Genomic DNA, 15,019 nt, shown 5'->3' with positions numbered 1-15,019 from the left:
AAAAAATTAACAATTTGGGGAGACTCCGAGACGATACCCTAGGGTTGATTCAAGGTAGGGTTGATTCAAGGTAGGGTTGATTCAAGGTAGGGTTGATTCAAGGTAGGGTTGATTCAAGGTAGGGTTGATTCAAGGTAGGGTTGATTCATGAATCAACCCTACCCAAACCCCGGAGCGCATTAGCTTTTCGGTGGGATGCTTACAGCCAGATGCTGATACATTTGTAATCATCTAAGAGTCACCGATAATTGCTGATTGTCGGTATTTCTGCAAATGTGAGATGCACCCCTAGATTTTTTATAAAAGTATTTATCTTAAGATACAATATGGTTGAGATTTTTTGCAGCAGAGGATCTAGTCGAATGAATGAAGATAGCAAAAATTATGAGATGCAAATTCTGGCAATGATGATCAATCAGTATTTGGATGATATGGTATCTCTGAGTGAAGAAAAATTAAACCAGCTAGAAGCAAACCGCGATCAGATTGTTTGGGATTTAGCCACAAGAATTTACAAGGAAAGTGGTCATAAAGTAGAATTTCATATAATACGAAACTTAATTAATTCTAGAATTGAAGTTATGAGATATCAGTTATTTTTCAGTCAATCCAGTCTATTGGAATCAAGGAGAATCAATGAAGAGAAAGCTATTAAAATAGCAGAACAAAAAGCTAATGCTGTTATTAACGATAAAAACAATGATGATACCGAGAAAATAACGTCACAAGACAATGAACGAAAACTGGCAATTTTTATCAAAGTTCAAGAGATAATTAGTGATCAATTAGATGTGGAAAAGTCTGAGATACATATTGATGATGAACTATTTTATTTAAAATCTAAGGAAACCCTCAGTAGTTATAGTTCTTCTAGCTTTTATAGTTCTTATGGTTCTTGTAGTAATGGTTTATTAGTCTCAAATTGGGGAGGAGATGAACTTGATACAGTTGAATTAATCATGACTTTAGAAGAAGAATTTGATCTAGAACTTTCAGAAGAAAAATGCCAAGAATTTACAACAGTGAAAAAGCTAGTTGATTATCTGGCTGAAAATTTAGGCAAGTAACAATATTAATTTTTACGAAAATATCTCAAGTTATCAGCCAAATATAGCTATAATCCAATTAGAGCGAGTTCTAAACCAACAACTTATGATTAGTCGCTACATTGTCGCATGGCTACCGATGATCGTAATAGGAGTTAGTAACGGTATCCTCCGAGAAACCACCTACGGAAAATATCTCGATGAACTGCGCGCCCATCAAATTTCTACCCTGACAGGAATCCTCTTTTTTAGTCTTTATATTGGCACTCTTGTCTATTTTTGGGGTCTAGAATCCTCCGGTCAAGCAATTACTATCGGTTTAATTTGGTTAGTATTAACAGTGGGGTTTGAGTTTCTGTTCGGTCATTTTATCGCTGGTCATTCTTGGTCAAGATTAGGGCAAGATTATAATCTTTTAGCGGGACGAGTTTGGATTTTTGTTCTCTTGGTCATTACTTTTGCTCCTTTACTATTTTACCAACTTTTTTCTTAATTATGAAAGCTATTATCATCAATCGCTATGGCGATAGTAATGTTCTCCAATACACCGAAATAGAAAAGCCAATTCCCCAAGGGAAAGAAGTCTTAATTAAGATTATGGCAGCGGGAATTAATCCGATTGATTGGAAGATTCGTCGGGGAATGCTCAAAATAGCCACAGGTAATAAATTTCCCCTGCAATTAGGTTTTGATTATAGTGGAATTATCGTTGAAAAAGGCAGTCAGGTGGAACAATTCCAGATCGGAGATGAGGTTTTTGGTTTTGTCAATAAATTACCCGGTAGAACCTATGCTGAATATGCAATTATTCCCGCTTCCCTATTAGTTAAAAAACCGCCTAATCAGAGCTTTATTGAAGCTGCTGCCACCCCTTTAGCTGCTTCTACCGCTTTGCAAGTCTTGCGAGATTTTGGCAATATTAAAGCAGGAAATCGGATTTTAGTTAATGGTGCATCGGGAGGAGTGGGTAGCTTTGCTGTGCAGATAGGGAAAATTTTCTCTGCGGAAGTAGATGGAGTTTGTAGTAGTAAAAATATCGATTATGTCACCTCTTTAGGAGCAGATAAAGTTATCGATTATACCCAAGAAGATTGGAGAAAAACTGAGCAGAAATATGATATAATCTTCGATGCTGTGGCTAAGTCTTCTTTTTGGCACTGTCGTCAGCTTTTAAAACCCCAAGGGACCTATATAACCACCCTCCCAAATCCAGGAATTATCCTCTTAAATTATCTCGGTGCTTGGTTGCCCCAAAAAGGGAAACTGATATTTTTTGCTCAAGCACAAGCGTCTGACTGGCAATTTCTCAAAGAAGCGATCGAATCGGGTAAATTAACTGTTAGAATCGATCGCACCTATACTTTTTCCCAGGTGGCAGCAGCTCATAATTATAGTGAATCGGAAAGAGTGCGCGGAAAAATAGTCTTAATCCCCGATTAAGGATAAATAGTTAGGGATTTTCCCGATTTTTTGGGGAACGAGTAAATAGTTTTAAGTAGGTAGAAACAGAGAATTCTTTAATTGGGAAGGTGATAAAAGTCAAGGGATTAATAGTAATAATAATATTGCGGCTATCCCTCTGTACCGCCTTGATAATCTGTTTAGCCACCCAATCGGCCGACATAATACCCACAGGATTTAAATTACTCTTAAAAGGGCCAAGAATTAGCTTTCTCACCACACAGGGAGCATCTAAACGACGCAGGGTAATCATATCACCGATCGCTCGTTTACTGAGTTCGTAGAGGGGACTAAAGGCAGGATTAACCTCCGCTTCCGAGGTATTCACCCAGACTTCCTTGCGGGCAATTTGCTCGTTAGTGCGGACAGTTTTGAAGAATAATTCCATTAAACGCCAGACGGAAAAAGTATTCACTTCGTAGGCTAATTCGATCGCTTCTGGGGTTCTTTGGCCGTGGACATTAACGCCATGATTTAAAATCAGTATATCTACAGACTTAAATAGGTTCTCAAGTTGCGTTTCTTCGCCGATTTGCCATTTCACGGTTTTTACGGGTACTGATTCGCCGTTAATTTCAAGAGCGATCGCATTCTCCCCAGAAGTGAGCGCGATCACCTTGGCTCCCTTCAGTTGTAGGTACTTTAACAGCGATCGCCCTAAAGTTCCATTCGCTCCGGTAATGGCGATCGTTTTACCCTTGAGAGAAAGTGCCGTCCCCATCAATTTATCCATAAAGGTGAAAGTGCCACAATAATAAGCCTTTTGGTTATCAAAATGGTGTCGCCAGTGGTAGGTACGATTAACGCGCCATTGAGCGGGAAAACTCTCAAATTCCCCCGGACGATGGGTTAAATCGGTTAATTCCTCCAGATTGGCGATACCTAAACCTCGACCGATCGCCGTACTGAGAAAAGCCAAAGTATAAAGGGAACCTAACCAACCCAACCAAGGGCGATCGAACCCCCAAGAGTAGGCCAGTAGTACCGGTAAAACACTGGCAGCCAACATCACCAAGGCCTCCGGTACATCATTGTACCAGTGCGCCCGACGATAAATTTCCTCGCTCATTACCGACAGATCGGGACGAAAAACCCGATGATGCCAGACGTGCAGACGATAAAGGGGCTGCCAATGGTGGGCCAGAGCATGATAGCAATCACGCACGATCTCCACCCAAATAATTGAGCCACAAATCAGTCCGACACAGAGGAGCAGGTTTGACATAGGGGATAAATGTTAAATTTTCTCAACGAATGTAAACAAAGCAATCTTAGCCGAAAAAGCGCATTTATCGGGTAAAAGGAACCAATAGCCTGAAAAACTGGGGTTTCTTTACCGAAAAAACTTAAGATTCCGTTAAAAATTTTAACAATTTTCGGTAAGATAAAGCAAGAAATAAGCTTCTATTTGAACAGTTACTTAACCTGAGTCGATTATGGCAGAAAATTATTGGTCGCGAGAGGATGATAACGAAGAATTAGACCCGATTGGTTCCCTCCTATCTGACTGGTCCGATCCCGAAGATGAGGAGGAGGAATTTAGGAGCGAAATTTTTCAAGGCCGATCGGGACGCAGACAGAAAGCGGCTTTTAGCCTCATGGCGATCTGGACAATAATTATCGGACTTCATTGGCTGAGTTGGGGTTATTGGGCAATTATCGCCTTAACTATGGTACTATCGGGGCAAGCTTTGCGGCTGCTGTTCACGAAACCAGAAACGCCGCCAATTCCTTTGCCAGATTGGGATTTAGCCTCTGTCCCCAGGGTGTCCCTCTTAGTAGCGGCCAAAAATGAAGAAACTGTAATCACGAAGCTGGTTAATTATCTCTGTCATCTAGACTATCCCCAAGATAAGTTAGAAGTTTGGATCGTCGATGACTATAGTACCGATAACACCGGTGCAATTCTTGATCGCCTTGCTTTAGAATATCCCCAATTAAAAATTCTCCATCGTCCTGCTAATGCCGGAGGTGGCAAATCTGGCGCCTTGAATCAGGTTTTATCCCTGACTAACGGGGAAATTATCGGCGTATTCGATGCGGATGCGGGATTATCCTCCGATTTACTGCGTCATGTGGTCCCAATGTTCGACGATCGAGAAGTGGGTGCGGTACAGGTGCGAAAAGCGATCGCCAATGCTGCCGAAAACTTCTGGACCAAAGGACAAGCGGTAGAAATGATCTTTGATAGCTGTTTCCAACAGCAACGGATCGCAGTGGGAGGGATCGGAGAATTGCGCGGAAATGGTCAATTTGTCCGTCGTAGTGCCTTAAATCGTTGCGGGGGTTGGAATGAACAAACGATCACCGACGATCTTGATTTAACTATTCGTCTCCATATTGATAATTGGAAAATTAATGTCTTAAATTTTCCCGCAGTAGCGGAAGAAGGGGTGACAACTGCGATCGCTTTATGGCATCAGCGCAATCGTTGGGCCGAGGGTGGTTTTCAGCGTTATCTCGACTATTGGAAAGCAATTTTAAAGTCTCCCATGCCTTGGCCGAAAAAGTTTGATTTAATTGCTTTTTTGCTCGTTCAATATATCTTACCTGCGGCCGCTATTCCCGATCTTTTAATCACAATTACCCAGCATCAAGCCCCGATTTTAACGCCTTTAACTGGTTTGGCTCTTTCCCTTTCTCTCTGGGGGATGGTGACAGGATTAATCCGAGTCAATACGGGTAAAAAATTCACTTTTGCTCTCGGTTTGGACATCCTGGCTCAAACCATTCGCGGCATGATTTATATGATGCACTGGTTTATTATTATTCCCAGTGTCAGCCTACGGATGGCTTTGCGTCCTAAACGTTTAAAATGGGTGAAAACCGTTCATCTGGGGGAACATCTCAGCGCCGAAGTTTAATTTTCGAGGATAGACTCCCAAAACTTTGGCTTTATCAGGCTCGAAATCCCCTGTCAGTCAAGGTAACAGCCTTTGGAAACCCCTTTGGGAAAAATTTCCAATTTCCTTAATCATGCTTGCTGCCAATAATGTGTTAATTTAGATACAGAATTGAATTCCGTGACAGCACTGGGGTGGCGAAAAGCGCTCGCTCCAGTTTTTTTTTGTGATCGGTTAGTGGAATGTCTGCGCTTGTTAATCACTTTAAGGTTAAATCTAGCGAAAATGTAATTAATTTCTTATCGAGAAAACGGGTTTCTTCAAGAAACCCGTTTTCTGTGGGGTTTTTTGCGGGAAGCATCCCCCTCTCCTCGTAGGTTAAGGGGGTAAGGTCATAATAATCCGTTGCCAAAACCGACTTTTCAGAATACAATAGGGACGAGTAGTCATTCATCGCTCAGATTAGTTAAGATGACATTACATGACTAATAATATTGACCATGACCGCTTATTTAAGGAGTTAATCTCCACCTTTTTTGTCGAATTTATTGAGTTATTTTTTCCTCAATTGATCGATTATTTAGATAGGGAATCGATTACTTTTTTAGACAAAGAAGTATTTACCGATGTCACGGAAGGAGAAAGGTATGAAAGCGATTTAGTAGCACAGGTTAAGTTTCGAGGAAAAGAATCTTTTTTTCTGATTCATGTAGAGGCGCAGGAAAGTTCTCGAAAGTGGTTTAACCGGCGAATGTTTACTTATTTTGCTCGCTTTCATGAGAAATTTGTCCTCCCGATTTATCCGATTGTAATTTTTTCTTATTCAAAGCCAAAAAGAGAAGCGATTAGTCAGTATGTGGTTGATTTTCCCGATTTTAAGGTATTAGAATTTAACTATCAAGTAGTGCAGTTAAATCGATTAAATTGGCGAGATTTTCTCAATCAACCGAATCCAGTTGCTTCAGCTTTGATGGCGAAGATGAACATTGCCGAGAAAGAGCGAGCCAAGGTAAAAGCGGAATGTCTGCGCTTGTTAATCACTTTAAGGTTAGATGCGGCGAGAATGCAATTAATTTCTGGATTTATTGATACTTATCTCAATCTAAATCCGGTGGAAGAGAGACAATTTCAAGAAGAGATTAGCACATTTAGTCAACCCGTACAGGAGGGAGTTATGCAAATTACCACCAGTTGGATGCGTCAAGGTATTGAACTAGGTATTGAACGCGGTATCGAACAAGGTATTGAACGCGGTATCGAACAAGGTATCGAACAAGGTATCGAACGCGGTATCGAACGGGAAAAGACATTGATTCTTCGTCAACTTAAACGCAAGTTAGGGGAGATTAATTCTTCATTAGAAACTAAAATTATGGAGTTAAGTATTGATGATGTCGAAGCATTAGCAGAAGCTTTATTCGATTTCTCTACGGTTGAAGATTTAATCAATTGGTTAAATACTTTATAATGCTTGTAATTTCGAGGGAGTTATGCAAATTACCACCAGTTGGATGCGTCAAGGTATTGAACTAGGTATTGAACAAGGTATCGAACGGGGTATCGAACGGGGTATTGAACAAGGTATTGAACAAGGTATCGAACAAGGTATCGAACAAGGTATCGAACGGGAAAAGACATTGATTCTTCGTCAACTTAAACGCAAGTTAGGGGAGATTAATTCTTCATTAGAAACTAAAATTATGGAGTTAAGTATTGATGATGTCGAAGTATTAGGAGAAGCTTTATTCGATTTCTCTACGGTTGAAGATTTAATCAATTGGTTAAATACTTTAATTACCCTGTAAAATTGTCATTTTCAGGTATGAATTTCAGTTAACAGTTAACAGTTATCAGTGTATTTCCCCATCTCCTCGCAGGAGTCGCAATTCCCCCTCTCCTACGAGGAGATGGGGTTAGGGGGAGAGGTAAAATCATTCATTTCCAGAACTGATTCGCTACATTTCATCTACTAGCAATACATTTTGATGAGCTAACTGTTTCCATTGCCTATCATTAGTGATAATGTAGGTTGCTGAATATGCGATCGCTGTTCCCAGTTGAATCGCATCGGGTGTTTTGAGAGTGTATTGGGTACGAAGAGCGATCGCCTCATTAGCAATAGATAAATCGATTGGTAACAGAGTAATTTGGCTCGAACGGGTGAAATATGTCCGGTATTGTTCTACCAACTCCTGATTACCTATCCTTGCTGGATGGGTAACAATTTCGATAAAAGTGATCATCGAAGTGATAACCTTAACCTGATAAATGGAGACATCATAAAATAACTTTTCCATATAAGGAAAAAAGATGGGATGTTGCTCGAAAAAGTAAATAAAAGGAGCCGTATCTAAAAATACAATATTTCCCGGTTATAAAACTATTCCCATGATGATCGCTCCTGCTGAATATAAGCATCTACATCAATTGATTGCCACATTTCTTGCCCCAATCCCGCCGCATCGCGGAAATCTAATGGCTTATCTTCTAACTCTGGTTTAGCTTGCAAAAACTTTGCAAAATCCAAAATTTTATTCGCTCGATCTTCAGGCATTGATTTCACGATTTTGTAAATTTCGTCGGCTACACTCATAAGTAAATTCTCTCTTGTCTATTATGGACATTTTACCATAGCAATTTCATCGGGTAGTGAACATTACGAGAAACCCGTTTTCTTGTAATAAATGTTAATTTTTGTGATAGCACCCTTGAAAAATTAGGGATTGTTGGGCTAAAACTGTTAGCAATAAACTTTTGCAGTTAATGTCATGACTTCTCCCCTGTTGCCGATTTTTCCTGCTGTTTACGATAGTTTGTTCGATTTTGCTCAATCTGATGGTTTTTGGGCGAATTTGACAATCGCTGTCGGTTAAGGGGGTGAGGTCATAACAATCCGTTGCCAAAACCGACTTTTCAGAATACAATAGATAAGAGTAGTCATTCATCGCTCAGATTAGTTGAGATGACATTACATGACTAATAATATTGACCATGACCGCTTATTTAAGGAGTTAATCTCCACCTTTTTTGTCGAATTTATCGAGTTATTTTTTCCTCAATTGATGGATTATTTAGATAGGGACTCGATTACTTTTTTAGACAAAGAAGTATTTACTGATGTCACGGAAGGAGAAAGGTATGAAAGCGATTTAGTAGCACAAGTTAAGTTTCGCGGAAAAGAATCTTTCTTTCTGATTCATGTCGAGGCGCAGGAAAGTTCTCGAAAATGGTTTAATCGGCGAATGTTTACTTATTTTGCTCGCTTTCATGAGAAATTTGTCTTACCGATTTATCCGATTGTAATTTTTTCTTACTCCCAGCCCAAAAAAGAAGCAATTAGTCAGTATGTAGTCGATTTTACCGATTTTAAGGTGTTAGAATTTAACTATCAGGTAGTGCAGTTAAATCGATTAAATTGGCGAGATTTTCTCAATCAGCAGAATCCGGTTGCTTCGGCTTTGATGGCTAAGATGAACATTGCCGAGAAAGAGCGAGCTAAGGTAAAAGCGGAATGTCTGCGCTTGTTAATTACTTTAAGGTTAAATCCAGCGAAAATGCAATTAATTTCTGGATTTATTGATACTTATCTCAATCTAAATCCGGTGGAAGAGATACAATTTCAAGAAGAGATTAGCACATTTAGTGAACCTGTACAGGAGGGAGTTATGCAAATTACCACCAGTTGGATGCGTCAAGGTATTGAACTAGGTATTGAACAAGGTATCGAACGGGGTATCGAACAAGGTATTGAACAAGGTATCGAACGGGGTATCGAACAAGGTATTGAACGGGGTATCGAACAAGGTATCGAACAAGGTATTGAACGGGAAAAGACATTGATTCTTCGTCAACTTAAACGCAAGTTAGGGGAGATTAATTCTTCATTAGAAACTAAAATTATGGAGTTAAGTATTGATGATGTCGAAGTATTAGGAGAAGCTTTATTCGACTTCTCTACGGTTGAAGATTTAATCAATTGGTTAAATACTTTAACTGCTTAGTTCTTATGTTAGCGATCGCCTTCTGACAACAACCCACTAAAATTGTCATAATGAAACAAACAACCGCCAATTATGATGAACCCTGGAAAGAAGCATTAACCGAGTATTTTGAAGCATTTTTATACTTCTTTTTTCCCGAAGTTCACCAACTAATTGATTGGACAAAAATTCCCGAATCCCTAGAAAAAGAACTCAAACGGATTACCGCTTCAGCAAGGACAAAAAAACGTTTTGCTGACAAACTCTATTCAGTTATCAGTTATCAGTTATCAGTTATCAGTGACTAATTGGAAACAAGTAGCAATCCCTTTGCTATAATCGCCATGGCACACCTGAAAACAAAAGCGACTACTGGGAAGCTGCCAGAACGGGAACAGTGGAAGTGGAGGTTAATCAGAGGATTATATGAAAAGGAGTTCGAGAGGGAACAAATAATTAAATTATTTGAAATCATCGACACAATGATGACTCTATCAACTAAATTACAGTCAAGTTTAGAAAGTAAAATCAAACAATTTGAGGAGGAAAGAACCATGCCTTTAATGAGTAATATGGAGTTACGGGGAAGGAAAATTGGTGAGGAAATTGGGGAGTTACGAGGAATAGAACGCGGTAGGGAAATCGGTAAGGAAATTGGTAAGGAAATTGGCGCGTTAGAAAAAAGCCGCGATGACATAAAAACAGTTTTAACTGTGCGGTTTGGACAGATTTCTTCAGAAATTGAAGAGATAATCGGCAAAATGACTAACCCTACTATCTTAGAAGAGCTACTAAAATTAGCAGCTACTGCTCATTCTCTCGCAGAATTTAAGCAGTCTTTGGCTAAAATCCAATCCTAGAACTTCTTTGAGAAACCCGTTTTCTTGTAATAAATGTTAATTTTTGTGATAGCACCCTTGAAAAATTAGGGATTGTTGGGCTAAAACTGTTAGCAATAAACTTTTGCAGTTAATGTCATGACTTCTCCCCTGTTGCCGATTTTTCCTGCTGTTTACGATAGTTTGTTCGATTTTGCTCAATCTGATGGTTTTTGGGCGAATTTGACAATCGCTGTCGGTTAAGGGGGTGAGGTCATAACAATCCGTTGCCAAAACCGACTTTTCAGAATACAATAGATAAGAGTAGTCATTCATCGCTCAGATTAGTTGAGATGACATTACATGACTAATAATATTGACCATGACCGCTTATTTAAGGAGTTAATCTCCACCTTTTTTGTCGAATTTATTGAGTTATTTTTTCCTCAATTGATCGATTATTTAGATAGGGAATCGATTACTTTTTTAGACAAAGAAGTATTTACCGATGTCACGGAAGGAGAAAGGTATGAAAGCGATTTAGTAGCACAAGTTAAGTTTCGCGGAAAAGAATCTTTCTTTCTGATTCATGTCGAGGCGCAGGAAAGTTCTCGAAAATGGTTTAATCGGCGAATGTTTACTTATTTTGCTCGCTTTCATGAGAAATTTGTCTTACCGATTTATCCGATTGTAATTTTTTCTTACTCCCAGCCCAAAAAAGAAGCAATTAGTCAGTATGTAGTCGATTTTACCGATTTTAAGGTGTTAGAATTTAACTATCAGGTAGTGCAGTTAAATCGATTAAATTGGCGAGATTTTCTCAATCAGCAGAATCCGGTTGCTTCGGCTTTGATGGCTAAGATGAACATTGCCGAGAAAGAGCGAGCTAAGGTAAAAGCGGAATGTCTGCGCTTGTTAATTACTTTAAGGTTAAATCCAGCGAAAATGCAATTAATTTCTGGATTTATTGATACTTATCTCAATCTAAATCCGGTGGAAGAGATACAATTTCAAGAAGAGATTAGCACATTTAGTCAACCCGTACAGGAGGGAGTTATGCAAATTACCACCAGTTGGATGCGTCAAGGTATCGAACAAGGTATCGAACAAGGTATTGAACGGGGTATTGAACGTGAAAAGACATTGATTCTTCGTCAACTTAAACGCAAGTTAGGGGAGATTAATCCTGCATTGGAAACTAAAATTATGCAGTTAAGTATTGATGATGTCGAAGCATTAGGAGAAGCTTTATTCGACTTCTCTACGGTTGAAGATTTAATCAATTGGTTAAATACTTTAACTGCTTAGTTCTTATGTTAGCGATCGCCTTCTGACAACAACCCACTAAAATTGTCATAATGAAACAAACAACCGCCAATTATGATGAACCCTGGAAAGAAGCATTAACCGAGTATTTTGAAGCATTTTTATACTTCTTTTTTCCCGAAGTTCACCAACTAATTGATTGGACAAAAATTCCCGAATCCCTAGAAAAAGAACTCAAACGGATTACCGCTTCAGCAAGGACAAAAAAACGTTTTGCTGACAAACTCTATTCAGTTATCAGTTATCAGTTATCAGTTATCAGTGACTAATTGGAAACAAGTAGCAATCCCTTTGCTATAATCGCCATGGCACACCTGAAAACAAAAGCGACTACTGGGAAGCTGCCAGAACGGGAACAGTGGAAGTGGAGGTTAATCAGAGGATTATATGAAAAGGAGTTCGAGAGGGAACAAATAATTAAATTATTTGAAATCATCGACACAATGATGACTCTATCAACTAAATTACAGTCAAGTTTAGAAAGTAAAATCAAACAATTTGAGGAGGAAAGAACCATGCCTTTAATGAGTAATATGGAGTTACGGGGAAGGAAAATTGGTGAGGAAATTGGGGAGTTACGAGGAATAGAACGCGGTAGGGAAATCGGTAAGGAAATTGGTAAGGAAATTGGTAAGGAAATTGGCGCGTTAGAAAAAAGCCGCGATGACATAAAAACAGTTTTAACTGTGCGGTTTGGACAGATTTCTTCAGAAATTGAAGAGATAATCGGCAAAATGACTAACCCTACTATCTTAGAAGAGCTACTAAAATTAGCAGCTACCGCTAATTCTCTCGCAGAATTTAAGCAGTCTTTGGCAAGAATCCAATAATCTTATCCTAATATCTAGAAAACGGGTTTCTCAAAGGAACCCGTTTTCTGTAAATTTTTGTTATATCCCCCTTGAAAAATTGGCGCTTGTTGTGCCAAAATTTTTATCAATAAACTTTTGCTGTTAATGTCATGACTTCCACCCTGTTGCCGATTCTTCCTGCTGTTTACGATGTTTTGTTTAATTTCGCTCAATCTGATGGTTTTTGGGCGAATTTAGAAACCGCTTTTGGCACAAGTTATGATGTGGTTAAAGCGACAGAATTACGACAGCAGTGGCAAAGCCGAAATTTTAGTCAACTTCCCCCGATTGAGGTACTTAGTGATGAGGTTTTGGGGACAGCAAATGGTGCATATTCCAGCAGTACCAATAAGATTTATCTATCAGCATCTTTTTTAAATACGGCCTCGTCAGCAGCGATAATTAACGTAATTTTAGAAGAAATTGGGCATTATGTGGATGCTCAAGTTAATCAGGTGGATAGCGCCGGAGATGAGGGGGCAATTTTTGCGGAGTTGGTGCAGGGAAATAGTCTGGATGTGGCAACCCTAGACGCTTTACGAGCAGAGAATGACCAGACAACAATTATAGTAAATGGGGAAATTATTCAAGTAGAACAGGCGAATTTTACGGGGACTAATGGGGATGATAATATTACGGGAACTTCTGGGGATGACAACATTTATGGGTTAGATGGCAATGATACTTTAAGTGGTTTGGGGGGAAATGACAATATTTATGGTGGTAATGGTAATGACTCTCTTAACGGTGGGGATGGAAATGATTACTTTACCAACGATGCGGGTAATGACACGATCAATGGTGGTAGTGGAAATGATCGCTATAATGCTAACTACAGTAATGCTAGTAGTGGTTTAACCATGACCTACGACACCGCTACTGGGAGTGGGACAATTACTGTCGGTACGGAAACTGATACCTTTACTTCGATTGAGAGTTTTAACGGGTTTAAGGGAACTGAGTACAATGATGTCATTTTTGGCGGTACAGCAGGTGAAAACTCGAATGATCTTTCAGGTGGAAGTGGTAATGATACTATTTCAGGTAATGCTGGTGATGACGATATTAACGGAGAGGATGGCAATGATGTCCTCAATGGTGGTGCTGATAATGATGGACTTTATGGTGGTAATGGGAATGATGTCCTCAATGGTGATACAGGAAATGATTACTTTACCAACGATGCAGGTAATGACACGATCAATGGTGGTAGTGGTAGTGATCGCTATAATGCTAACTACAGTAATGCTAGTAGTGGTTTAACCATGACCTACGACACCGCTACTGGGAGTGGGACAATTACTGTCGGTACGGAAACTGATACCTTTACTTCGATTGAGAGTTTTAACGGGTTTAAGGGAACTGAGTACAATGATGTCATTTTTGGCGGTACAGCAGGTGAAAACTCGAATGATCTTTCAGGTGGAAGTGGTAATGATACTATTTCAGGTAATGCTGGTGATGACGATATTAACGGAGAGGATGGCAATGATGTCCTCAATGGTGGTGCTGATAATGATGGACTTTATGGTGGTAATGGGAATGATGTCCTCAATGGTGATACAGGAAATGATTACTTTACCAACGATGCAGGTAATGACACGATCAATGGTGGTAGTGGTAGTGATCGCTATAATGCTAACTACAGTAATGCTAGTAGTGGTTTAACCATGACCTACGACACCGCTACTGGGAGTGGGACAATTACTGTCGGTACGGAAACTGATACCTTTACTTCGATTGAGAGTTTTAACGGGTTTAAGGGAACTGAGTACAATGATGTCATTTTTGGCGGTACAGCAGGTGAAAACTCGAATGATCTTTCAGGTGGAAGTGGTAATGATACTATTTCAGGTAATGCTGGTGATGACGATATTAACGGAGAGGATGGCAATGATGTCCTCAATGGTGGTGCTGATAATGATGGACTTTATGGTGGTAATGGGAATGATGTCCTCAATGGTGATACAGGAGATGATTACTTTACCAAAGATGCAGGTAATGACACGATCAATGGTGGTAGTGGTAGTGATCGCTATAATGCTAACTACAGTAATGCTAGTAGTGGTTTAACCATGACCTACGACACCGCTACCGGGAGTGGGACAATTACTGTCGGTACGGAAACTGATACCTTTACTTCGATTGAGAGTTTTGAAGGGTTTAAGGGAACTGAGTATAATGATGTCATTTTTGGCGGTACAGCAAGTGAATATTGGGGCGCTCTCTCAGGTGGAAGTGGTAACGATACTATTTCAGGTAATGCTGGTGATGACCAAATTTATGGAGAGGATGGGAATGATGTCCTCAATGGGGGTGCTGGTAATGATCGGCTTTTTGGTGGTAGTGGGAATGATACCCTACAAGGAACAGATGGCGGTATAGGAGAACAAGATTATCTAGAAGGAGGAACAGGAAACGATCGCTTTATCCTTGCAGATACAACAAAGACCTTTTATGATGACGGTAACAGCACCCTTCCCGGTAGGGTTGATTCATTTAAATTAAGTACAGCTAATTTTGAGTCAATAAATTTGACTGAAGATTCTCAAGTTTATCTTTTTCTAATCAAAATAGTTAGTCACAATAACTAATCTTTAATCCTCTGCCAAATTTATTATGAATAAATTGATAAAGCTTGTTCCCAAGCCACTAAAAGCCTATCTCTCTTCAAATTTTCTGAGAGTACATCCT

16 protein-coding genes and 1 pseudogene are annotated in these 15,019 nt (G+C 39.5%); 13 read left to right on the top strand and 4 right to left on the bottom strand.

Translation table 11 applies throughout. From position 1 onward, the window contains the following. Window positions 1-362 precede the first annotated feature (362 nt). From VL20_RS02630 to VL20_RS02620, 3 genes are all read left to right on the top strand, one after another. A complete protein-coding gene (locus VL20_RS02630) occupies window positions 363-1,067 on the top strand; it encodes an acyl carrier protein (RefSeq protein WP_052275519.1) in 705 nt (234 codons plus the stop codon). A gap of 85 nt (window positions 1,068-1,152) precedes the next feature. Further along, window positions 1,153-1,539 carry a hypothetical protein gene (locus tag VL20_RS02625; RefSeq protein WP_052275518.1) on the top strand — a complete coding sequence of 129 codons (387 nt, stop codon included), beginning with the start codon at window positions 1,153-1,155 and terminating at the stop codon, window positions 1,537-1,539. A gap of 2 nt (window positions 1,540-1,541) precedes the next feature. Further along, entirely contained in the window at window positions 1,542-2,486 is a 945-nt protein-coding gene (locus tag VL20_RS02620; protein ID WP_052275517.1) for an NAD(P)-dependent alcohol dehydrogenase, read from the top strand. 10 nt (window positions 2,487-2,496) lie between these two features. Here VL20_RS02620 and VL20_RS02615 read toward each other — a convergent pair whose 3' ends face one another. Beyond that, window positions 2,497-3,732 carry a bifunctional sterol desaturase/short chain dehydrogenase gene (locus VL20_RS02615; RefSeq protein WP_052275516.1) on the bottom strand — a complete coding sequence of 412 codons (1,236 nt, stop codon included), beginning with the start codon at window positions 3,730-3,732 and terminating at the stop codon, window positions 2,497-2,499. 211 nt (window positions 3,733-3,943) lie between these two features. On the opposite strand from VL20_RS02615, the gene VL20_RS02610 reads away from it, so the two are divergent. Beyond that, window positions 3,944-5,371: a glycosyltransferase family 2 protein gene (locus VL20_RS02610; protein ID WP_052275515.1), complete on the top strand. Its 1,428-nt coding sequence runs from the start codon at window positions 3,944-3,946 to the stop codon at window positions 5,369-5,371. 238 nt (window positions 5,372-5,609) lie between these two features. Here VL20_RS02610 and VL20_RS02605 read toward each other — a convergent pair whose 3' ends face one another. Next, window positions 5,610-5,804, bottom strand: coding sequence for a hypothetical protein (locus VL20_RS02605; RefSeq protein ID WP_052275514.1), 195 nt, complete (start codon window positions 5,802-5,804; stop codon window positions 5,610-5,612). Between the two features lie 27 nt (window positions 5,805-5,831). On the opposite strand from VL20_RS02605, the gene VL20_RS02600 reads away from it, so the two are divergent. Then, a complete protein-coding gene (locus VL20_RS02600; RefSeq protein ID WP_052275513.1) occupies window positions 5,832-6,818 on the top strand; it encodes a DUF4351 domain-containing protein in 987 nt (328 codons plus the stop codon). Between the two features lie 13 nt (window positions 6,819-6,831). Then, window positions 6,832-7,155: pseudogene (locus VL20_RS02595) on the top strand (DUF4351 domain-containing protein); the annotation flags it as partial. A 150-nt stretch (window positions 7,156-7,305) separates the two neighbouring features. Here the strand turns inward: VL20_RS02595 and VL20_RS02590 are convergent. Continuing rightward, the gene (locus VL20_RS02590; protein WP_283160206.1) at window positions 7,306-7,713 is read right to left on the bottom strand and encodes a type II toxin-antitoxin system VapC family toxin; all 408 of its coding nucleotides are present in this window, start codon (window positions 7,711-7,713) and stop codon (window positions 7,306-7,308) included. A 17-nt stretch (window positions 7,714-7,730) separates the two neighbouring features. Then, window positions 7,731-7,943: a DUF2281 domain-containing protein gene (locus VL20_RS02585; RefSeq protein ID WP_002738971.1), complete on the bottom strand. Its 213-nt coding sequence runs from the start codon at window positions 7,941-7,943 to the stop codon at window positions 7,731-7,733. Between the two features lie 379 nt (window positions 7,944-8,322). Between VL20_RS02585 and VL20_RS02575 the strand changes: the two genes are divergently transcribed. The 7 genes from VL20_RS02575 (at window position 8,323) to VL20_RS02540 (ending at window position 14,919) form a co-directional block, all read left to right on the top strand. Next, window positions 8,323-9,351: a DUF4351 domain-containing protein gene (locus VL20_RS02575; RefSeq protein WP_052275511.1), complete on the top strand. Its 1,029-nt coding sequence runs from the start codon at window positions 8,323-8,325 to the stop codon at window positions 9,349-9,351. A gap of 50 nt (window positions 9,352-9,401) precedes the next feature. Continuing rightward, window positions 9,402-9,638, top strand: a complete 237-nt coding sequence (locus VL20_RS02570) for a hypothetical protein (protein WP_052275508.1) — start codon at window positions 9,402-9,404, stop codon at window positions 9,636-9,638. Window positions 9,639-9,674: 36 nt separating this feature from the next. Next, window positions 9,675-10,190, top strand: a complete 516-nt coding sequence (locus VL20_RS02565) for a hypothetical protein (protein WP_052278360.1) — start codon at window positions 9,675-9,677, stop codon at window positions 10,188-10,190. A 321-nt stretch (window positions 10,191-10,511) separates the two neighbouring features. Continuing rightward, entirely contained in the window at window positions 10,512-11,456 is a 945-nt protein-coding gene (locus VL20_RS02555; RefSeq protein ID WP_052275509.1) for a DUF4351 domain-containing protein, read from the top strand. Between the two features lie 50 nt (window positions 11,457-11,506). Then, window positions 11,507-11,743, top strand: coding sequence for a hypothetical protein (locus VL20_RS02550; RefSeq protein ID WP_052275508.1), 237 nt, complete (start codon window positions 11,507-11,509; stop codon window positions 11,741-11,743). Between the two features lie 36 nt (window positions 11,744-11,779). Further along, complete coding sequence (locus VL20_RS02545; RefSeq protein WP_052278359.1) at window positions 11,780-12,304, top strand: hypothetical protein; 525 nt, start codon at window positions 11,780-11,782, stop codon at window positions 12,302-12,304. 131 nt (window positions 12,305-12,435) lie between these two features. Then, window positions 12,436-14,919 (top strand): calcium-binding protein, encoded by a 2,484-nt coding sequence (locus VL20_RS02540; RefSeq protein ID WP_128575125.1) that lies wholly within the window; start codon window positions 12,436-12,438, stop codon window positions 14,917-14,919. Window positions 14,920-15,019: the final 100 nt, after the last annotated feature.

This window comes from Microcystis panniformis FACHB-1757, assembly GCF_001264245.1.
GTDB classification, from domain to species: Bacteria; Cyanobacteriota; Cyanobacteriia; order Cyanobacteriales; family Microcystaceae; genus Microcystis; species Microcystis panniformis.
This window is presented reverse-complemented; position numbering and strand designations above follow the sequence as displayed.

Coding starts and splice junctions, on each gene's coding strand:
- VL20_RS02630 (WP_052275519.1), top strand. CDS start 363: ATGAATGAAGATAGCAAAAATTATGAGATGCAAATTCTGGCAATGATG.
- VL20_RS02625 (WP_052275518.1), top strand. CDS start 1,153: ATGATTAGTCGCTACATTGTCGCATGGCTACCGATGATCGTAATAGGA.
- VL20_RS02620 (WP_052275517.1), top strand. CDS start 1,542: ATGAAAGCTATTATCATCAATCGCTATGGCGATAGTAATGTTCTCCAA.
- VL20_RS02615 (WP_052275516.1), bottom strand. CDS start 3,732: ATGTCAAACCTGCTCCTCTGTGTCGGACTGATTTGTGGCTCAATTATT.
- VL20_RS02610 (WP_052275515.1), top strand. CDS start 3,944: ATGGCAGAAAATTATTGGTCGCGAGAGGATGATAACGAAGAATTAGAC.
- VL20_RS02605 (WP_052275514.1), bottom strand. CDS start 5,804: ATGAATGACTACTCGTCCCTATTGTATTCTGAAAAGTCGGTTTTGGCA.
- VL20_RS02600 (WP_052275513.1), top strand. CDS start 5,832: ATGACTAATAATATTGACCATGACCGCTTATTTAAGGAGTTAATCTCC.
- VL20_RS02585 (WP_002738971.1), bottom strand. CDS start 7,943: ATGAGTGTAGCCGACGAAATTTACAAAATCGTGAAATCAATGCCTGAA.
- VL20_RS02575 (WP_052275511.1), top strand. CDS start 8,323: ATGACTAATAATATTGACCATGACCGCTTATTTAAGGAGTTAATCTCC.
- VL20_RS02570 (WP_052275508.1), top strand. CDS start 9,402: ATGAAACAAACAACCGCCAATTATGATGAACCCTGGAAAGAAGCATTA.
- VL20_RS02565 (WP_052278360.1), top strand. CDS start 9,675: ATGGCACACCTGAAAACAAAAGCGACTACTGGGAAGCTGCCAGAACGG.
- VL20_RS02555 (WP_052275509.1), top strand. CDS start 10,512: ATGACTAATAATATTGACCATGACCGCTTATTTAAGGAGTTAATCTCC.
- VL20_RS02550 (WP_052275508.1), top strand. CDS start 11,507: ATGAAACAAACAACCGCCAATTATGATGAACCCTGGAAAGAAGCATTA.
- VL20_RS02545 (WP_052278359.1), top strand. CDS start 11,780: ATGGCACACCTGAAAACAAAAGCGACTACTGGGAAGCTGCCAGAACGG.
- VL20_RS02540 (WP_128575125.1), top strand. CDS start 12,436: ATGACTTCCACCCTGTTGCCGATTCTTCCTGCTGTTTACGATGTTTTG.